Annotated in this window: 19 protein-coding genes and 1 riboswitch; of the genes, 9 read left to right on the forward strand and 10 right to left on the reverse strand. The window is 70.5% G+C overall.

From position 1 onward, the window contains the following. Positions 1–3 precede the first annotated feature (3 nt). A riboswitch (ZMP/ZTP riboswitch) is annotated at positions 4–87 on the reverse strand. The 6 genes from ABT053_RS19515 to ABT053_RS19540 all read right to left on the reverse strand — a co-directional run bounded on the left by ABT053_RS19515 (position 81) and on the right by ABT053_RS19540 (position 5,144). Then, positions 81–1,109, reverse strand: coding sequence for a YihY/virulence factor BrkB family protein (locus ABT053_RS19515; RefSeq protein ID WP_350970493.1), 1,029 nt, complete (start codon positions 1,107–1,109; stop codon positions 81–83). (Overlaps the previous riboswitch by 7 nt.) Positions 1,110–1,202: 93 nt before the next feature. Beyond that, positions 1,203–1,598 (reverse strand): YccF domain-containing protein, encoded by a 396-nt coding sequence (locus ABT053_RS19520; RefSeq protein ID WP_350970494.1) that lies wholly within the window; start codon positions 1,596–1,598, stop codon positions 1,203–1,205. Between the two features lie 202 nt (positions 1,599–1,800). Then, positions 1,801–2,592 carry a TIGR03084 family metal-binding protein gene (locus ABT053_RS19525; protein WP_350970495.1) on the reverse strand — a complete coding sequence of 264 codons (792 nt, stop codon included), beginning with the start codon at positions 2,590–2,592 and terminating at the stop codon, positions 1,801–1,803. A 440-nt stretch (positions 2,593–3,032) separates the two neighbouring features. After that, positions 3,033–4,019: a hypothetical protein gene (locus ABT053_RS19530; protein ID WP_350970496.1), complete on the reverse strand. Its 987-nt coding sequence runs from the start codon at positions 4,017–4,019 to the stop codon at positions 3,033–3,035. A 249-nt stretch (positions 4,020–4,268) separates the two neighbouring features. Further along, positions 4,269–4,772 carry a hypothetical protein gene (locus ABT053_RS19535; RefSeq protein ID WP_350970497.1) on the reverse strand — a complete coding sequence of 168 codons (504 nt, stop codon included), beginning with the start codon at positions 4,770–4,772 and terminating at the stop codon, positions 4,269–4,271. Between the two features lie 180 nt (positions 4,773–4,952). Further along, the gene (locus ABT053_RS19540) at positions 4,953–5,144 is read right to left on the reverse strand and encodes a hypothetical protein (RefSeq protein ID WP_502991803.1); all 192 of its coding nucleotides are present in this window, start codon (positions 5,142–5,144) and stop codon (positions 4,953–4,955) included. Between the two features lie 243 nt (positions 5,145–5,387). On the opposite strand from ABT053_RS19540, the gene ABT053_RS19545 reads away from it, so the two are divergent. From ABT053_RS19545 to ABT053_RS19565, 5 genes are all read left to right on the forward strand, one after another. Then, positions 5,388–5,471, forward strand: a complete 84-nt coding sequence (locus ABT053_RS19545) for a putative leader peptide (RefSeq protein WP_350917820.1) — start codon at positions 5,388–5,390, stop codon at positions 5,469–5,471. Positions 5,472–5,619: 148 nt separating this feature from the next. Further along, entirely contained in the window at positions 5,620–7,302 is a 1,683-nt protein-coding gene (locus ABT053_RS19550) for a nitrite/sulfite reductase (RefSeq protein WP_350970498.1), read from the forward strand. Positions 7,303–7,351: 49 nt separating this feature from the next. After that, positions 7,352–7,495 carry a hypothetical protein gene (locus tag ABT053_RS19555; protein WP_012893136.1) on the forward strand — a complete coding sequence of 48 codons (144 nt, stop codon included), beginning with the start codon at positions 7,352–7,354 and terminating at the stop codon, positions 7,493–7,495. A 169-nt stretch (positions 7,496–7,664) separates the two neighbouring features. Further along, positions 7,665–8,393, forward strand: coding sequence for a phosphoadenylyl-sulfate reductase (locus ABT053_RS19560; protein WP_350970499.1), 729 nt, complete (start codon positions 7,665–7,667; stop codon positions 8,391–8,393). Then, positions 8,390–9,151, forward strand: a complete 762-nt coding sequence (locus tag ABT053_RS19565) for a sirohydrochlorin chelatase (RefSeq protein WP_350970500.1) — start codon at positions 8,390–8,392, stop codon at positions 9,149–9,151. The genes ABT053_RS19560 and ABT053_RS19565 overlap by 4 nt, the downstream gene beginning before the upstream one ends. A gap of 22 nt (positions 9,152–9,173) precedes the next feature. Here the strand turns inward: ABT053_RS19565 and ABT053_RS19570 are convergent, their stop codons facing one another. The 3 genes from ABT053_RS19570 to ABT053_RS19580 form a co-directional block, all read right to left on the reverse strand. Continuing rightward, the gene (locus tag ABT053_RS19570) at positions 9,174–9,968 is read right to left on the reverse strand and encodes a hypothetical protein (RefSeq protein ID WP_350970501.1); all 795 of its coding nucleotides are present in this window, start codon (positions 9,966–9,968) and stop codon (positions 9,174–9,176) included. Beyond that, positions 9,965–10,468, reverse strand: a complete 504-nt coding sequence (locus ABT053_RS19575; protein ID WP_350970502.1) for a SigE family RNA polymerase sigma factor — start codon at positions 10,466–10,468, stop codon at positions 9,965–9,967. Before ABT053_RS19575 ends, ABT053_RS19570 begins: the two co-directional genes overlap by 4 nt. Positions 10,469–10,743: 275 nt before the next feature. Continuing rightward, positions 10,744–11,532, reverse strand: coding sequence for a DUF1707 SHOCT-like domain-containing protein (locus tag ABT053_RS19580; RefSeq protein ID WP_350970503.1), 789 nt, complete (start codon positions 11,530–11,532; stop codon positions 10,744–10,746). Between the two features lie 406 nt (positions 11,533–11,938). On the opposite strand from ABT053_RS19580, the gene ABT053_RS19585 reads away from it, so the two are divergent. The 4 genes from ABT053_RS19585 (at position 11,939) to glgX (ending at position 18,648) form a co-directional block, all read left to right on the forward strand. Continuing rightward, a complete protein-coding gene (locus ABT053_RS19585) occupies positions 11,939–13,396 on the forward strand; it encodes an ankyrin repeat domain-containing protein (protein WP_350970504.1) in 1,458 nt (485 codons plus the stop codon). Positions 13,397–13,945: 549 nt separating this feature from the next. Next, a complete protein-coding gene (locus ABT053_RS19590) occupies positions 13,946–15,586 on the forward strand; it encodes an isovaleryl-CoA dehydrogenase (protein ID WP_502991804.1) in 1,641 nt (546 codons plus the stop codon). 131 nt (positions 15,587–15,717) lie between these two features. Then, positions 15,718–16,146, forward strand: a complete 429-nt coding sequence (locus tag ABT053_RS19595) for an OsmC family protein (RefSeq protein WP_329083919.1) — start codon at positions 15,718–15,720, stop codon at positions 16,144–16,146. Positions 16,147–16,527: 381 nt separating this feature from the next. Next, a complete protein-coding gene (gene glgX / locus ABT053_RS19600) occupies positions 16,528–18,648 on the forward strand; it encodes a glycogen debranching protein GlgX (RefSeq protein ID WP_350970506.1) in 2,121 nt (706 codons plus the stop codon). Between the two features lie 242 nt (positions 18,649–18,890). On the opposite strand, the gene ABT053_RS19605 is transcribed toward glgX, so the two are convergent. Further along, a complete protein-coding gene (locus ABT053_RS19605; RefSeq protein WP_350970507.1) occupies positions 18,891–19,277 on the reverse strand; it encodes a hypothetical protein in 387 nt (128 codons plus the stop codon). Positions 19,278–19,283: the final 6 nt, after the last annotated feature.

The raw sequence follows: 19,283 nt of genomic DNA on the forward strand, positions 1-19,283 counted from the left end.
TCGCGCGAAGACCCAGGCGCTCGGCCTCCTCGCCCTTCCGCTCCCCGGTGGTCTCTCCCACCTTATGCGCCAGTCACGGCTTAGACGATAGCGGACTGGGCCCCGCGCCCGGCGCGACCTGCGCCCGCGACGGGCCAGAGCCGGTCGACCTCGGCGTTGAGGGTGGCCCCGATGAGCACGGCCAGCGCGGTGATGTAGAGCCACAGCAGCACGGCGATGGGGGCGGCGAGCGAGCCGTAGATGGAGACCGGCGAGAACCAGGCGGCGAGGACCGCGCGCAGCACGGCGGCGCAGACGATCCAGATGACGAGCGCGAGCAGCGCCCCCGGCAGCTCGCGCCACCAGCGGGTTCGTACGGGCACGCTCACGTGGTAGAGCAGGGTGAGGAAGATCACCGAGCCGATGACGACCACCGGCCAGTAGAGGATCTCGACCAGCACGGCGTAGTCGGCCGGCAGGGCCCCGCGCAGCGCGCCCGGCCCGAGGACGAGCACCGGCATCACCACCAGCCCGATCAGCAGGCCCGCGAGGTAGAACCCGAAGGACATCAGGCGGGTGCGGATGATGCCGCGCTCCTCGCCGAGGCCGTAGGAGACCGAGATCAGGTCGACGTAGACGAACAGCGCCCGCGAGCCCGACCAGAGCGCGAGCAGGAAGCCCAGGGAGATCAGCGAGACCTGGTTCTCGGGTTTCAGGACGTCCTGGAGAAGAGGGGTGACGACGGTGTCGACGGCGTTGTCGGTGAACAGCAGGTGGGCCTGCTGGTCGATCCAGACGCTGACGTTCTTGACCGTCTCCGGGCCGAACACCCGGGTCAGCTGGCCGAGCACGCCGATCAGGCCGAGCATGAACGGCGGCAGCGACAGCAGCGCGAAGAAGGCCGCCTCACCCGCCAGGCCGGTGACGCGGTAGGTGACGCCCGCGTTCGTGGTGGCGACGATCAGGGTCCACGTGTCGGTGCCGCGGATCCACGAGAGCAGCGCCCGCAGCCTGGCCCAGACGTCCGTGCCGCGGATCCACGCGAGACCGGAGCGCAGCCGCACCCGGGGCCCGCGCGGCGGGCGCCGCTCGGGCCCGGGCCGATGGGCCGGGGCATCAGTGGACGTCATGCCACACAACGGTATTCCTAGCCGCGCTTGATCACGAGTCGGGCGGGCAACGATCGAATCTCGCCCACCTGCCCGTGCCCCCGGTGGCGAAACCTACCGGGGGAACGCCCCGGCCTCGTCGGCGTCGACGATGCGCGCGCCCAGCGGCAGCAGGGAGACCGGGATCAGCTTGAGGTTGGCCAGGCCCAGCGGGATGCCGATGATCGACAGGAAGAGCGGGATCGAGGTGAGCAGGTGCCCGATCGCGAGCCAGATCCCGGCCACGACGAACCAGATCACGTTGCCGATGGCCGACAGCGCCCCCGCCTCGGGGTCGCGCACCACGGTCCGGCCGAAGGGCCACAGCGCGTAGGCGGCGATCCGGAACGACGCGATGCCGAACGGGATCGTGATGATCAGCACACAGCACACGATTCCCGCGAGGACGTAGCCGATCGCCAGCCAGATTCCCGCGAAGACCAGCCAGATGACGTTCAACAGCGTCCGCATGTATACGAGCATGTCAGGCGGGGCGTGACCGGTTCCATCCGGTGTGTCCTTGAGACGTCCCCTATCGAACCCCCGGCCCACGTGGGGCCGGGTCCCTTACCCCCAGGCCCGCGTGGGGCCCGTCCCTTACTCCCACGGCCCACGTGGGGCCCGTCCCCTTGCTCCCAGGCCCGCGTGTGGCCCGGCCCTTACTCCCGTTCTCTCACCCCGGCCCGAGCGGGGCCCGGCCCTTGCCCGGGGGCCCGGCGAAGGCCTGGGCGATCGCGGTCCATGTACGGGCGGTCTCGCCGCGCACCAGCAGGGACGTGTCGGCGAGGTGGCGGCGCCGGACCACCAGAAGGCAAAAGTCAATCATGGAGCCGCGGACCACGTCGGCGGCGCCCGGGGGACCGGCCTCCCAGGGCGAGCCGTCGGGCATGGTCAGCTCCACCCGTACCGGGCGCGACGGCGGCTCCAGGCCGCGCACCGCGAAGCCGTACGGCAGGGCGCGCACCCCGAGCGTCGCCACGTGCCTGAGCCTGGCGGTCGGCACACGCGTGACGCCGAGCGCGTCCGCCACGTCCTGCCCGTGGGCCCAGGTCTCCATCAGGCGCGCGGTGACGAAGGACGCGGCCGACATCTCGGGCCCGTACCAGGGCAGCCTGGCACCGGCGTCCAGCCGGGCGAAGGACTCCAGGCCCCGGGCCCTCGCCTCGCGGAACCACTCGTGGAGCTGGGCGGCGGTCAGGCCGCGCGAGGCGGCGGCGAGCTCGTCCACCGCGGAGTCCCCGCGGGCGAGGAACGCGGGCAGGGCCGCGCGGAAGGCCCCGGGGTCGTCGGCGGAGACGGTGGCGGCGTCGTCGAACCAGGCGAGGTGGCCGACCTGGTCCCGGACCGCCCAGCCCTCGGCCGGGGTGGGCAGCTCCCACTCCTCGGGACCGAGCCCCTCGATCATGGCGTCGAACTCGGCCGTCTCGGCGCGCAGGTCCGCCAGCAGCTCGTCCATCAAGCCCATGACGCCTCCCTGTCGCGGCCCAGACCAGGGTAACCGAGTGATGTTCTAGAAGGAACAGCGCAGAATGGACCCATGATCTGCGAGGACTGCAAGGAGCGACGGCACGAGAAGTGCCGGGGAGGCTCGTGGTGCGACTGCCAGCACCAGACAAAAACCCGCCAAGAGAATGATCACCGTGGTTCCGGGCAATCTGGGCGAAAGCCCTCCGAACCACGCGTGAACTGGCTGGGAGAGGGGTGACCTGCGGACACCTCCGCGACGATGATCAGCCACCGTACCCACAAGGCCCGCGACGGCCGGCAAGGCGCACGTGAGGGCGGGTTCCGAGCGCCACGTCACTTCTTTCCGCTTCCTTTGGAACGGCAGGCGACGGCAGGCGACGGCATGACCGGCCGAGGGCCTGCCGGGGGCGCGTGACCACCTCATATTTGGTCTGGACGTCACTCTTCACTCGGCGACTTCTCACCCCATCCCCGCGGCGGCGGAAAGTCCAGCCCTGACGACGACCGAAAAATCCGTACCGACGACGGTGGCGGCGGGAGGTCCAGTCCTGACGGCCACGCAGAATCGTCCTGTGCCTGCACTGGTGAATCGTCCTGTGCCTGCACTGGTCTTGACGGCGGCGCAGAGTCACGCATTCCACTCAGCGGCGGCGAGATGTCCCGTTCTTGCGGTGGCTCGTAACTGTAGGGATTTTGCATAGGCGGCGGCGCCGAGTTGCCCCATTTTTGTTCTACATGGAGCGGATTTTGGTTTAAATTCAGCCAATCTCCGTAGCCAGACTGCCCGTAGGGGGCTTGCCCATAGCTGGACTGCCCATAGCCAGAATCAGAAGAACCACCATATTTGGCACCAGATAACGGTTTTTGGGCCCAATGCGCCGATTGCGTCACTCGCCTCGAAGCCGGAGTGTTATCCCAAACAAACCAGCCGACGCCCCCGAAGAATGGAATTGCCAGCAAGATCCAAACCCATAGGGGCGCAGTCGCCGCAGACAATACCCAGAGGGTATACACACTTACAACCACGGAGACCGACAGAAGGGCAGCCGTCGACCACCCGAAGCCCGTCCTGAATTTTGCCACCTCTTCAATGAAGGTGACGAAGAGCGTCCCCAGGAGGAGTAAAGAGAAAAGCGCGATCAACAGTAGTACGATACGTGAGACTATCGGCCACTCGTGGAATTGAAGCCGGCCCGGAGCAAAGGGCGCCGTGAATTCACTCCACCAACCGCTGAACGCCCCCAGCTCCTCGGACAGGTCCATAGCCTCAGCCAGCCAATTCCTTGCCGGCCTGAACCACTGCGACGACACATTGTCCGAGACGACGAACTGGAACAGGGCGACAAGCCCCCCTACCGCTCCAAGGACATCGAGGAGCACCCTACGCAGTTTGCCTTTCCTGGTGGCGTTTTCCTCGTCAGGCATCTCGGCCTCCGTTCTACTGCATTGACTCTAGCGCTCAGCAAGCGTCTTCGAGCGTGCCGTGACGGCCGGCCGGACCGCGCGACCTCCCGTTCCCGCTCATGAGCGCGAGAACGAAAACGGTCCGCAGAAAACCCGGAGTTTCGGGCAAGGCAGCGGAGTACCGGCCGCGAAGGGAGCCCTACACCGGCGGCCACCGGCGGCCATAGCGTCGCCGACTTCGAGCTGTACCGGCAGCTCGGTGGCGTTTGGTCAACGCTCGATCTGGCGCACCTCGGTGCGGGCCCTGTGCAGCTTCTCGTAAGCCTTCCTGGCTTTCTCGGCTTCGGCTCGGCCGTTGTACCAGGAGGTTTGCACCTTGGGGAACCACTCGCCCAGCTTGTCGGGGTGCTTGAACAGGTAAACCAAAGCAGAGACCGTCCCGGCTCCCCCGGCACCGCCCAAGATTAACTCCAGCGTGAGCGGCGAGTTCATCGAGATCCTGTGAACTTGGACGCTGGGGCCGACGAACGTTCCGACTGCTCGCAGAAAAGTACGCAGCGCGGTCTCGAGCAGGGATCTCGTCAGGGCGTCCGGCAGGGTGTCCCTGAAGCTTTTAAGCTGCACGGCTCTGCCGATGCGGTCAATTGCTTCCATGAGGGCCTGGATCAGTTCGTCCACTTCACCCAGCGTCGGCTTGTGCCCTTCCACCGCGAACTTGATGACAACTTCAAGGTGCTTCCCGGTCAGGGAGCCACGAACCGATACCTCCGTCACAAATTTCAGATCGTAGCGTCTTGAACACTGAAGGGGTGCCCGATGCGAACAGACTGCATCGACTGCGGCACCCCGGAGAAGACCACGGTTTCCCACCGATGCCGGGCCTGCCACAGCAAGCGGTCAGCCGAGCAGGCTGCCGCCAGTGCTGTCACCGGAAACGTTTGCCGGGTCGAATGATCACGCGGCGAGTGGAAGGAGGCGTCCGCCGAAGCAGACGCCCTTTTCGCTGCGAACGCGGGCGTGTTCTTGGCGTTGGGCGGCCAGGAGGTCGGGGTGGCGGAGATCGGCGTTGCGCCAGCGTATGTACGTCTTGATGTACAGGTGGCCGAAGGGCACCGAGCCGCCGTCCCAGCGGCCCACCGTGCGCATGAACGCCTTGGTGCCTGTGGTCCGACCGAGATGGACTGCGGCTCCTGACTCTCTTGCCACTCCTGCCACTCCTGCCCCTTCGGCGCCCCGGAGCGGGCCCGGTTCCCCGCGCCCGCGCCTCCCCCGCCCACCCCCTAATCCACCCCCTGATGCACCCCCCGATCCACCCCCTGGTCCACGTCTGAGTCCCAGATAGTGGACCTGACGTTGGACATCCACGAGGGCCGGGGTATCGTCGTAGACATGCCAGCGGACCCATTGCTCGTCGTGCGACGCCACGTCGACCTCCTGCGTGTCCGCAGTGCCATCTGTTGTGACGTCCGTTAACCGTCGCCCCCTGCTGATTTCACCCAGCTCGGCCGCGTAACAGGCGTCCTCTTCTGAGTAATCGACCCCCGCACTCGACGATGAGGCGGGAGGTGCCGCCCGTGCGCGTCCGGAAATCATTCCATCGAGCCACAATAAGGACGCGCGCATGACGACCCCTGCCCGGTCGGCGAATCGACATCACAAGCGCCCGCGCGGCGAAGGTCAGTGGGCTCTCGGTTACCGCGAGCCGCTGAACAAGAACGAGGAGAACAAGAAGAACGACGACGGCCTCAACGTCCGTCAGCGGATCATCGACGTCTACTCCAAGCGGGGCTTCGACTCCATCGACCCCGCCGACCTGCGCGGCCGGATGCGCTGGTTCGGGCTCTACACCCAGCGCAAGCCCGGGATCGACGGCGGCAAGACCGCGATCCTGGAGCCGGAGGAGCTCGACGACCGCTACTTCATGCTCCGCGTCAGGATCGACGGCGGCAAGCTCAACCTGGCCCAGCTGCGCGTCATCGCCGACATCTCCAACCTCTACGGCCGGGGCACCGCCGACGTCACCGACCGGCAGAACATCCAGCTGCACTGGATCGAGATCGAGGCCGTCCCCGACATCTGGGAGCGCCTGGGGTCGGTGGGCCTGTCCACCACCGAGGCCTGCGGCGACACCCCGCGCGTCATCCTGGGCTGCCCGCTGGCCGGGATCGACACCGACGAGGTCATCGACGGCTCCGAGCAGATCCGGGAGATCTACGACACCTACATCGGCGACCCGGCCTTCTCCAACCTGCCGCGCAAGTTCAAGTCCGCGGTGAGCGGGTGCCCGGCGCACTGCACCGTGCACGAGATCAACGACGTGGCGTTCGTGGGCGTCGTGAACGAGAGCGGCGAGCGCGGCTTCGACCTGTGGGTGGGCGGCGGCCTGTCGACCAACCCGATGCTGGGCAAGCGGCTGGGCGTCTTCCTCACCCCGGACCAGGTCGCCCCCGCCTACGGCGGCGTGATCGGCATCTTCCGCGACTACGGCTACCGCCGCCTGCGCCACCGGGCCAGGATCAAGTTCCTGATCAACGACTGGGGTCCCGAGAAGTTCCGCGACGTCCTGGAGAAGGAGTACCTGGGGTACGCCCTGCCCGACGGCCCCGCGCCCGAGCGGCCGCGCGGCGGGCGCCGGGACCACGTGGGCGTCTTCCCGCAGAAGGACGGCAACTTCTACGTCGGCTTCGCCCCGAAGGTCGGCCGCCTCGACGGCGACAAGCTGCACCTGATCGCCGACATCGCCGAGCGGCACGGCTCCGACCGGGTGCACACCACGGTCGAGCAGAAGATGGTCATCCTCGACGTGGCGCCCGACAGGGTCGACAGCCTCGTCGCCGAGCTGGAGGCCGGCGACCTGCGGGTCAACCCCTCCACCTTCCGCCGCCAGACCATGGCGTGCACCGGGATCGAGTTCTGCAAGCTCGCCATCGTCGAGACCAAGGTCACCGCGGCCAGCCTGATCGACGAGCTGGAGCAGCGGCTGCCCGACTTCAAGGAGCCGCTCACGATCAACGTCAACGGCTGCCCCAACTCCTGTGCCCGCATCCAGGTCGCCGACATCGGCCTCAAGGGCCAGCTCGTCGTCAACGACGAGGGTGAGCAGGTCGAGGGGTTCCAGATCCACCTGGGCGGCTCGCTGGGCGTCAACCCCGGCTTCGGCCGCAAGGTCCGCGGCCTGAAGACCACCTCGGAGGATCTTCCCGACTACGTGGAGCGCGTGCTCCGCAACTTCGAGAAGCAGAAGGACGAGAACGAGACCTTCTCCGACTGGGTGCAGCGCGCCGACGACGCGGACCTGAAGTGAACGGCCGGTCCGCCGGTCGGCCGCGGACGAGCGGGACGGGGAGGAACGGATGAGCGAGCGAGCCGTTCCCTTCCACTGCCCGTACTGCGGTGAGGAAGACCTGGAGCCCTACGAGGGCGACGGCGGCTGGTACTGCCGGTCGTGCGTGCGCGCCTTCAAGCTGAAGTTTCTCGGAATCGGGGTGCGCTCGTGACGCGCGGCGAGCCCGGCGCGGCGAACGTGACGGCCGCGATGACCTCTCCGGCCGGAGAGGTCACCGCGGCCCGCACGGCCCGCCCGGCGGGTCCCGGCACGACGACGAGCGCAGATGTCCGCGCGGCACGACCTGCCCGCGCGGCGAATGAGGATTGGGTGAACGAGCGATGACACTGGTGGACATCGAAGTCGGGTTACGTCAGCAGCGGGGGACGCTCGATCTGCAGGAGATCGTCGAGTCCGCCGCGCGGTTCCTGGAGGACGCCTCGGCCCTGGAGATCATCCGCTGGGCGGCGGCGACCTTCGGCGACCGGCTCTGCCTGACCGCCTCGATGAGCGACGCCCTGCTGATCGACCTGGTCAGCCGGGTCAAGCCGGGCGTGGACGTGCTGTTCATCGACACCGGGTACCACTTCGCCGAGACGATGGGCACCCGCGACGCCGTCCAGCAGGTCTACGACGTGAACGTGATCGACGTGAAGCCGTCCCGCACGGTGGCCGAGCAGGAGCGCGACCTGGGGCCGCGCCTGTTCGGGCGCAACCCCGACCTGTGCTGCTACCTGCGCAAGGTCGAGCCGCTCAACCGCGCCCTGGAGCCGTACCTCGCCTGGGTCTCCGGCATCCGCCGCGACGAGGCCGTCACCCGCGCCGGGATCAAGGTCGTCGAGTGGGACGCCAAGCGCCAGATGGTCAAGATCAACCCGATCGCCAGGTGGACGCAGGAGGACGTCGACAACTACATGGCCGACAACGGGGTGCTGATCAACCCGCTGCACTACGACAACTACCCCTCGATCGGCTGCGCCCCCTGCACCCGCCAGGTCGCCCCGGGAGAGGACCCGCGCAGCGGCCGCTGGGCCGGCATGGGCAAGACCGAGTGCGGGCTCCACATATGACGTGGCGTGCCACCGGCACGGCTCCCGCGATGCCGCTGGTCGCGGTGGCACACGGGTCCCGTGACCCGCGCGCCGCCGCGACGGTGGAGGACCTGCTCGACCTGGTACGGGACGCGCGGCCCGGGCTCCTCGTCCGCACCGCCTACCTCGACCACGCCTCCCCGACGCTCCCCATGGCGCTGTCGGGGCTGGCCGAGGCGGCGGTGCTGCCGCTGCTGCTCACCGAGGCCTACCACAGCCGGGTCGACATCCCCGGCGCGCTGGCCGAGGCGACGGCCCGCAGGCCCCTGCTGCGGGTGCGCGCGGGTGCCACCCTGGGCCCGCACCCGCTGCTGGTCGGCGCGCTGGAGCGGCGCCTGGCCGAGGCGGGCGTGGAGCCCGGCGAGTCCGGCACCGCCGTGGTGCTGGTCTCGGCCGGTTCCAGCGACCGGCGGGCCAACGCGACGGTCGCCGGGATCGCCGGGGACTGGGCGAGGCTGCGCGGCTGGCGGTCGGTGACCGCCGCCTACGCCTCGGCCGCCGGCCCCACCCCCGAGGAGGCCGTGCTGCGCCTGCGCCGCTCGGGAGCCTCGCGGGTCGTGGTCGCCCCCTACCTGCTCGCCCCCGGCCACTTCGCGGACAAGATCCGCCGCGAGACCCTGGCCGCGGGCGCCGACGCCGTCGCCGACGTGCTGGGCGCCGCCCCCGAGGTGGCGGCGGTGCTGCTCGAACGCTACGAGCGGGCCGCGTCCCGGCACAGGGTCCTGGCCACCGCCTGAGCCCCGGCGGGGACGGAGCCGCTCAGGGGTTGCCCGGAGGGGTGGCGCCCTGGCCCCCGCAGCTCAGGCGGACCATCTCCCCGGTGCGCGGATCCAGCTGGCGTATGTTGTCCCGGCAGACCGGGTAGATCACTTCCCGCACCACGACCGACCACTTGAGAGGGAAGGGCTCCGCTTCGGCGAGTCGCTCTTCCCAGCCCTCGAAGAAACCGGCCATTCCCTCGGCCAGCTCACCGCCCGTCCTGCCCGCAGCGTCGATCTCGCCGGGCAGTACGGCCGCGGACACGGTTCGCCCCCCGGTCAGGTGATCCGCGCCCTGGGTCTCCCTGATGACCATGGGGTATCCGTCGGGACCGGTTCCGCAGAGCTGCCTGCGGGGAGGACCGTCGCCGACCCAGACGATCACCCGCCGCAGTGGCCCGGAGCAGTAGACGTTCACCCCCAACGAGTTGTTCCCGGATCCGATCTGCAGCTCCTCGCGTGTCCCGCCCGTCCTGTAGTTGCCGCTCGCGATCTCACGCAGGGGGTGCGGCTCTCCCAGAGGCCGTGACGTCGTCGGGATGGTGGGGGACGGCCGGGCCATGACGCCGGTCCAGATGTCCAGGTCGTCGGCGACGCCGCCCGCGGACGTGTTGAGGGCCACCGCGGCGACGAGGACGGCCGCGACCGCTCCGGCCGTCGTCCAGCGGCGGCGCCGGATCGCGCGGACGCGCCGGTGGACGTCGGCGACGGTCACGCCCCTGTTGTGCCCCTCCCTCCCGTCCCCGTCCCCGTCCCCGTTCAGGATCTCGCGCAGCTCGGACTCGGTGATCGTCATCTCGGTTCCCCCGTGGTGATCGCGGCGACGGCCGCGGGATCGACGCGCAGTTTGCGCAGTGCCCGGCTGGCCTGGCTGCGTACGGTCGCCACCGAGCAGCCGAGGATCTCGGCGATCCGCTGGTCGGGCAGGTCGGCGAAGTAGCGCAGGACGATCACGGCCCGCTGCCTGCCGGGAAGCCCGGCCAGGGCCTGGCGGACCGCCTCCCGCGTGGCCAGCGCGTCCATCGCGTCGCCGTCCGGCACCTCGGGGAGGACCTCGCTCGGCGTCTCTCCGCGCCACCTGCGCCGCCACCAGGTGGCGTGGGTGTTGACCAGGATGCGGTAGACGTACGGGTCCGGATCGTCGCCCACCCTCCGCCAGGCGAGCCACGCCTTGGCCAGGGCCGTCTGCAACAGGTCCTCCGCCGTGCCCCAGTCGCGGCACAGCAGGTACGCGGCCCGTAACAGACGGGCCGAGCGTTGCTCCACGTAGTGCTCGAAGTCGGCCCGATCTCGCATCGGGGGATCCTCACTGCTCGGTGTATGTCACCGATCACTACGCCCCGGAGAGCCCGGGACGTTGCACGCGTCCCGGGCTTCGGTCGTGGAAGGCACGGCAGGCACGGCAGGCGCGGCAGGAGTCCTCCACGCGGGAGGGAGGGTGGTCGGGCCCTGATCAAGCCCGCGAGTTCCCCGCGCGGGGAGGGAAGACCGCTCCGGGCGCGATGACACGCGCGTGGTTCGGCCTGCGAGTTCTCCGCACGGGAGGGCGGGAGGGGAGGGCGGGGCCGCCGTCAGTAGCGGGGTGGCTGCGGGGGGTGGGGAGGCTGGGGCGGCGCCGGGGGCCACTGGGGTGTGTGCGGGTGCGAATGCTGTGGGTGCTGCGGGTGCTGCGGGTGGAGGTGGTGGTAACCCGGCCCGGTCTGGTGGCCGTACTCGCCGGTGAGCTCCCGCAGCTCGTCCCACTGCTTGCGCCAGGCGGCTATGGCCTTCTTGAGGGGCTTGGTCTTGGAGTCCCCGACCACCTTGACGTCTCCCATGAGGACGTAGGCGGTGACGCGGACGAGCGGCGCGTTCGTGCCCGGAGGCGCCTCGATGACCTGGACCTTCTTGTCCCCCATGACGGCGATGCCGTCGAGCTCGACGTCCACCCCGTCCGGGACGATGATCTTCACGTTGCCCATGACCGCGGTGGCCATGATGTCGACCACTCCCCCGGTGCGGACCTCGGCCTGGCGCAGGTCCAGCAGGACGTCGCCCATCACGGCGACGGCGCCGAGCGGCTTGTCGATCCGCCACGAGCCGCGCCGCTTGGAGCTGCTCATCACCGCCACGAACCAGCGCCGCACCTGGCCGCGCTCCGGCGGGGGCGGACGGTAGGCCGGCACGGGTGCCGGATGCCCGCCGGGCAGGTCCGAGGTGATCACCGCCAGCTCCGCCTGGGTGCGGGCGTTGTAGGCCGCCTCGGTGCGCTCGGTCAGCTCCCCGAGGGTGAGGCGGCCTTCGACGGAGGCGACCCGCAACCGCTCGACGATGGCTTCCCGCTCCGCGTCCGAGACCCGTATTTCCCCGGGATCATTCATGACTCACAACATATCGCGAGTTGCCCCGATAGAGGATCCCTCAGCAGAAGGAAACCCGACAAACACCTCGGATGACGGCTTCCCGCCGGGCACGGGCGGCGTAGGACCGAGGGCGGACGACGGCTCACCGCCGGGCGCGGGCGGCGTACGGCCGAGATCGAAGGACGGCTCCCCGACCGGGCGCGGACAGCGTAGGACCGAGAGCGGACGACGGCTCACCGCCGCACGCGGGCGGCGTGCGGCCGACGGCTCCCCGACCGGGCGCGGACAGCGTAGGACCGAGAGCGGATGACGGCTCATCGCCGCACGCGAGCGGCGTGCGGCCGAGATCGGAGGACGGCTCCCCGACCGGGCGCGCGGGCGGCGTACGGCCGAGCCGGTGGGGCACGCCATATGATCCGGAGACATGTACCGAGAACTCCTGGACGCGGTGGCGGCCAACGACGCCGAGCGGGCCGAGCGGCTGCTGCGGGACGGCACGGGCGCCGACCCCGACGGCGCGGAAGAGCCCACCGCCCTTTACCTGGCATCGAACCAGGGCCGCGTGGCCGTCGTGCGCGCCCTGCTGGCCCACGGAGCCGACCCCAACCGGATCAGCGGCGGCGAGGACGGGGGACTGCCCCTGTCCGCCCCCGCCGCCCTGGACCGCGTCGAGGCCCTGGAGGCGCTGCTGGCCGCCGGTGCCGACGTGTCGGGGCGGGAGGCCGGCGGGTGGACCGCCCTGCTCTGGGCCGCCGCCAACGGGAGGGACGACGCGGCTCGTACGCTGCTCGCGGCCGGGGCGAGCCCCGAGGAGGCCACCGAGACCGGCGACACCGCGCTCACCCTGGCCACCCGGCGCGGCGCCCTGGGCGTCGTGCAGACGTTGCTGCGGGAGGGCGCCGAGGCCGACCGGGCCGACGGCGACGGCGACACGCCGCTGTCCATCGCCTACGACTGGCTGGGCACCCAGCTGGAGACCGCGCTCCTGGAGCAGCTCACCGAGCAGGTCCCCGAGGACTCTCAGTTCGTCGTGGGCCGCAGCAGGGCGAAGGACGGCACCGACCTGGTGACCGTCGCGGCTGCGGGCCCCGACGGGACCCGCCTGGCCGAGCTCACCTGCCAGCGCGGGCACGCGGCCGTCGCCACCCTGCTGGAGGACGCCACGGGCGAGCGGCTGCCGTTCGACGACCTGGTCGAGCGGGCGATGCCCTACCGGGACCTCGACGAGGAGGCCGAGACCTGGTGGACCGTGGCCAGCTCGCTGAGCAAGCGCGGCGACGGGGAGACCTTCGACGCGGTGACGCGGCTGTGCTCCAGCGAGGATCCGCGCAAGCGGGAGTTCGCCGTCGACGTGATCGCCCAGTTCGGCTTCACCGAGGACGAGAAGCCCTACCTGGAGGAGACGCTGCCGATCCTGCGGCGGATGGCGGCCACCGAGGGCGACGAGCGGGTGCTGCGCTCGGTGCTCGGCGCGCTCGGCCACCACGCCGACCCGCGCGCCCTGCCCGAGGTGCTGGAGATCATCACCGCCGACGGGTGGACCCGCACCCAGGCCGACCCGGCCGCGCTCGCCGCCGTCCTGCCCCCGGGCCACGCCGAGGGGCTCGCGCTGCTCGTCTCCATGACCGAGGACCCCGACGCGGAGGTACGCGACTGGGCCACCATGGGGCTGGCGGGCCTGTCGGAGGACCCGAAGGACAGCGAGCGGATCCGCGACGCGCTGGCCGCCAGGCTCGACGACGAGGACCTGAACACGGTCGCCGAGGCCACCCGGGGCCTGGCCACCCGGGGCGACGCGCGGGCCCAGCGGGGCGCCGACCGCGTGCTCGCCGAGAGTGACGAGGACGACGACTACATCCGCGATCTGGTCAAGAACCCCTGACCCGCCGGGCGGGCGCCCCCCGCCCGGCCACCTCCCGGCGTCGCCGGGACGGGCGCTGGCCATCCGTACGGCCGGGGCAGGCACCGACCACCCATACGGCCGGGACGGGCGCTGGCCGCCCGTGCGGCCAGGGCGGGCATCGGCCACCCGTACGGCCAGGACAGGCATCGGCCACCCATGCCGCCAGGACGGACGCCAGCCACCGTACGGCCGGGACGGACGCCAGCCACCCGTACGGCCAGGGCGGGCATCGGCCACCCGTGCCGCCAGGAGGGGCGCCAGCCACCCGTACGGCCGGGACGGGCGTCGATCACCCGTACGGTCAGGACGAGCGCCGGTCACCCGTGCGGCCGGGACGGACGCCAGCCACCCGTACGGCCGGGGCGGGCGCGGGCCGCCGTACGCGCCCCCCGACCGGCCGTGTACGGCGGGATGAACTTCCGGCAACCGGTGTCCAACTATGGACGAAAATCGGATATAGCGCCCGTTAAAGGGCGCCAACCCCGCAGAAGGATGTTGAGATAGGCACAGGAGCCGGCGACGAGCCGGATGATCCACCGGAGGCCGCACGTGACCCATGACGTCTTCAACCAGGCCCACCCGCTCACCGGGCACGACGTGTCCGCCGACGCCGCCCTGATGGACGGACTGGCCCGCGAGGGCGCGGGATGGGCCACCGGGGAACTGCGGCGGCTCGGCCTCCTCGCCGGCTCCGAGCAGGCCCAGGACTGGGGACGGCTGGCGAACGAGCACCCGCCCGTCCTGCGCACCCACGACCGGTACGGGCGGCGGATCGACGAGGTGGAGTTCCACCCCGCCTGGCACGAGCTGATGACCGTCGCCGTCGACAACGGCATGCACGCCACCCCGTGGTCGAGCGCCAGGCCGGGCGCGCACATGGCCCGCGCCGCCAAGTTCTACGTCTGGAGCCAGGTCGAGGCCGGGCACGGCTGCCCGATCTCGATGACCTACGCCTCGATCGCCGCGCTGCGCCACAGCCCGGCGCTCGCCGCCGACTGGGAGCCCCTGCTCGCCTCCCGGAGCTACGACTTCGGGCTGCGCCCGCCGCTCGGCAAGCGCGGCGTGCTCGCCGGGATGGCGATGACCGAGAAGCAGGGCGGCTCCGACGTGCGCGCGGGCACCACCCGCGCCGAGCCGCAGGCCGACGGGAGCTACCTTCTGACCGGCCACAAGTGGTTCAACTCCGCCCCGATGTGCGACGTGTTCCTCGTCCTCGCCCAGGCCCCCGGCGGGCTGTCGTGCTTCCTGCTCCCCCGCGTCCTTCCCGACGGGACCCGCAACGCCGTCCACCTCATGCGGCTGAAGGACAAACTGGGCAACAGGTCGAACGCCAGCGCCGAGGTGGAGTACCACGGCGCGACGGCCTGGCTGGTGGGCGAGGAGGGCCGGGGGCTGCGGACCATCCTGGAGATGGTCAACATGACCCGGCTGGACTGCGTGATCGGTTCGGCGGCCGGCATGCGGTACGGCGTCACGCAGGCCGTCCACCACGCCAGGAACCGCGGCGCGTTCGGCAGGAGGCTCGCCGACCAGCCGCTGATGCGCAACGTCCTGGCCGACCTGGCCCTGGAGTCGGAGGCGGCGACCGTCCTGATGACGCGGCTGGCCGGGGCCACCGACCGGGCCATCGCCGGCGACCAGGCCGAGGCCGCGCTGCGCCGCACCGCGCTGGCCGTGAGCAAGTACTGGGTCTGCAAGCGCGCCCCGGTCCACGCGGCGGAGGCGCTGGAGTGCCTGGGGGGCAACGGCTACGTCGAGGAGTCGCAGATGCCGAGGCTGTTCCGCGAATCGCCGCTGAACGGCATCTGGGAGGGCTCGGGGAACGTCGCGGCGCTGGACGTGCTGCGCGCCCTGGGCCGCGAGCCCGAGGCCCAGGAGGCGTTCTTCACCGAGGTCGCGCTCGCCGCCGGGGCCGACCGGCACCTGGACGCCGCCGCCGACCGCCTGCGCAAGTCCCTCGACGACACCACCGACTTCGAGATCCGGGCCCGGCGCGTCGCCGAGGACATGGCGCTGGTGCTGCAGGGCTCCCTGCTCGTCCGGCTGGCTCCCCCGGCCGTGGCCGACGCCTTCTGCGTCTCGCGGCTGTCCGGCGACGCGGGCCGCGCCTTCGGCACCCTGCCCACCGGCCTGGACCTGGACGCCCTCATCGAACGCGCCTCGTTCTGACCTCTGTCCTCCGGGTTCCGGGACGGCTCCTCCGGGTTCCGGAACAACCGGGCGCTCCGGGTCACGGCCAGGTGACGACGCCGAGTAGGGTCGTTCATGGCCAACGGTTCATGATCGAAAGGACAATCGCCATGGCGACGACACGTACCGCGACGACCCAGTGGAAGGGCGCGCTGCTCGACGGTTCGGGCAGCGTCTCCCTCGACTCCTCGGGGGTGGGCACGTTCGACGTGTCCTGGCCCTCGCGCGCCGAGCAGGCCAACGGCAAGACCTCCCCCGAGGAGCTCATCGCGGCCGCCCACTCCTCGTGCTTCTCGATGGCCCTCTCCCACGGTCTGGCCCAGGCCGGCACCCCGCCCCAGACCGTGGAGACGAAGGCCGACGTGACCTTCCAGCCGGGTGAGGGCATCACCGGGATCGTCATCTCGGTCCGCGCCCAGGTTCCCGGCCTGACGGCCGAGCAGTTCCAGGAGGCGGCCGAGACCGCCAAGGCCAACTGCCCGGTGAGCAAGGCCCTCTCCGGCACGACGATCAGCCTCAACGCCGAGCTGCTGAGCTGATCGCGGTCGTGCTCCCGCGATCGGGTTGACGGGGGCCGGACCGCTCCGCAGGGCGTCCACCGCGGGTGGCCGCCCCGGAGCGGACGGTCACCCGAAGGAACGGTCGCCTCGGAGCGGACGGTCACCCGAAGGAACGGTCGCCTCGGAGCGGACGGTCGCCTCGAACCGGTCACCGAGGGTGGCCGGCGGCGGGCCGGCCTACGACGCCTTCGCGGCCACGCGTACCGCTCCGGTCACGCGTGGTCGCGCGGCGCGCACGGAAACGGTAGGTACGGAAAGCACGCCATACCCCGGATACGAAACTCCTCATTACCACCTTAAAGTGACAGGGGCGGAAACACCCTGCACCTAGGGAGCCTGACCAGAGGAGAACAGGATCACATGCGCGCAGTCTGGCCGGGAGAGTCCTATCCGCTCGGCGCCACCTGGGATGGCGTGGGCGCCAACTTCTCACTGTTCTCCGAGGTAGCGGAGCGTGTCGAGCTCTGCCTTTTCGGAGACGACGGCCGCGAGGAGCGCGTCGAGCTGACCGAGGTCGACGGGTTCGTCTGGCACGGCTACGTCCCGGGCATCATGCCGGGACAGCGGTACGGTTACCGCGTCCACGGCCCGTACAACCCCTCTCAGGGACACCGCTGCAACCCTTCCAAGCTGCTCCTCGATCCCTACGCCAAGGCCGTCGAGGGTGACGTGAAGTGGAACGAGGCGATGTTCTCGTACCAGTTCACCGACCCGGGCAACCGCAACGACGAGGACACCGCACCCTTCATGCCGAAGAACGTGGTGATCAACCCGTTCTTCGAGTGGGGAAACGACAGGTCGCCCCGGACGCCGTACCACCAGACCGTCATCTACGAGGCGCACGTGCGCGGGCTCACGATGCGCCACCCCGCGGTGCCCGAGGAGCAGCGCGGCACCTACGCGGGGCTGGGCCACCCGGCGGTCATCGACCACCTGCTGAGCCTCGGCGTCACCGCGGTGGAGCTGATGCCGGTGCACCAGTACGTGCCCGAGCACGCGATGGTCGCCCGGGGGCTGACCAACTATTGGGGCTACAACACGATCGCCTACCTGGCCCCGCACGCCGCCTACTCCGGCTCGGGCCAGCGCGGCGAGCAGGTGCTGGAGTTCAAGGCGATGGTGCGGGCGCTGCACGAGGCGGGCATCGAGGTCATCCTCGACGTGGTCTACAACCACACCGCCGAGGGCGACCACATGGGGCCCACGCTGGGCTTCCGCGGCATCGACAACCGCTCGTACTACCGCCTGCACGACGGCGACCGGCGCTACTACCTCGACTACACCGGCTGCGGGAACTCCCTCAACGTCCGCTCGCCGCACGCCCTCCAGCTGATCATGGACTCGCTGCGCTACTGGGTGCTGGAGATGCACGTGGACGGCTTCAGGTTCGACCTGGCCTCCGCCCTCGCCCGCGAGCTGCACGACGTCGACCGGCTGAGCGCCTTCTTCGACCTGATCCAGCAGGACCCGGTGATCTCCCAGGTGAAGCTGATCGCCGAACCGTGGGACGTGGGGCCCGGCGGCTACCAGGTGGGCAACTTCCCGCCGCTGTGGATGGAGTGGAACGGCAAGTACCGCGACAGCGTGCGAGACTTCTGGCGCGGGAGCGGGTCCGCGCTGCCGGAGTTCGCCTCCCGGCTGACCGGGTCCGCCGATCTCTACGCCATCTCGGGACGCCGCCCGGTCGCTTCCATCAACTTCGTCACCTGCCACGACGGGTTCACCCTGACCGACCTGGTCTCCTACGACCGCAAGCACAACGAGGCCAACAAGGAGAACAACCGCGACGGCACCGACGACAACCGGTCGTGGAACTGCGGGGCCGAGGGCCCGGTGGAGGACCCGGAGATCGTGACCCTGCGCCGCCGCCAGCGCCGCAACCTCCTGGTCACCCTGTTCATCTCCCAGGGCGTGCCGATGCTGCTGGCCGGGGACGAGTTCGGCAGGACCCAGCACGGCAACAACAACGCCTACTGCCAGGACAACGAGACCTCCTGGGTCGACTGGTCGCTGGTCAAGAACGAGGGGGACCTCCTCGACTTCGTCAGGAGCCTGTCCAAGCTGCGGCGCGAGCACCCCGTGTTCCAGCGGCGCCGCTTCTTCCACGGCCACAAGGCCGACGACGGGACCCGCGACATCGTCTGGCTCACCCCGGCCGGTGAGGAGATGTCGGCCGGTGACTGGCACACCGGCTACGCCAAGTCGCTGACCGTCTTCCTGAACGGCGACGCCATCACCGAACCGGGCACGCGCGGCGAGCGCATCGCCGACGACTCGTTCCTGCTCCTGATCAACGCCCACCACGAGGACATGTCCTTCACCCTGCCCGAGGCGAGGTACGGCAAGCGGTGGCAGCGCGTGCTGGACACCGCGGACGACGGTCCCGGCGAGCCCCCGTTCGCCGAGGAGTCGTGGCCGGCCGACGCCTCGGTGGAGGTGACCGCGCGCTCGGTGCGGATCCTGCGCTGCGCCCGCCTGTAGGGGGCTCCGGGGTTGCGCGGGTGCCGGACTCCCCGGGGTTCCCGCGGGCGCTGAACTCTCCGGGGTTGCGCAGGTGCCGGACCCTTCGAGGTCCCGCGGGCGCCGGACTCTCCGAGGTTCCGGACCCTTCGGGGTTCCGCGGGCGCCGGACTCTCCGGGGCTCTGCGGGCGCCGGACTCTCCGGGGCTCTGCGGGCGCCGGACTCTCCGGGGCTCTGCGGGCGCCGGACTCTTCGGGGGTCCTCAGGCTCCGGACGCGACCGCGGCGGTGAGCAGGACGAGCACGAACGTCACCACTCCCACGACGCCGTGCAGCAGGACGGCGACCATGGGGAAGCGCTGCTCGGCGCCGCGGGCGTGGCGGCCGCCGCCCAGCCAGCGGGTGAACATCGTGAAGCCCAGCAGCGCGGAGGCCGAGAGCACGCCGAACGACAACCAGGCGAAGAGCGGGTCCAGGGTGAGCACGTAGACGACCCAGCAGGCCAGGGCGGAGACCGCCAGGACCGGATGGGCGAAGATCAGCAACGTCGGAAAGCGGGTGACCTTGGTCGCCTGCTGGCGCAACCCTCCCCCCGAGAGCCACACGTACAGCAGATAGATCCCGACCATCGCGGTGATCAACCATGTCACGATCGC

It is taken from the genome of Streptosporangium sp. NPDC002524 (assembly GCF_040295985.1).
Lineage (GTDB): Bacteria > Actinomycetota > Actinomycetes > Streptosporangiales > Streptosporangiaceae > Streptosporangium.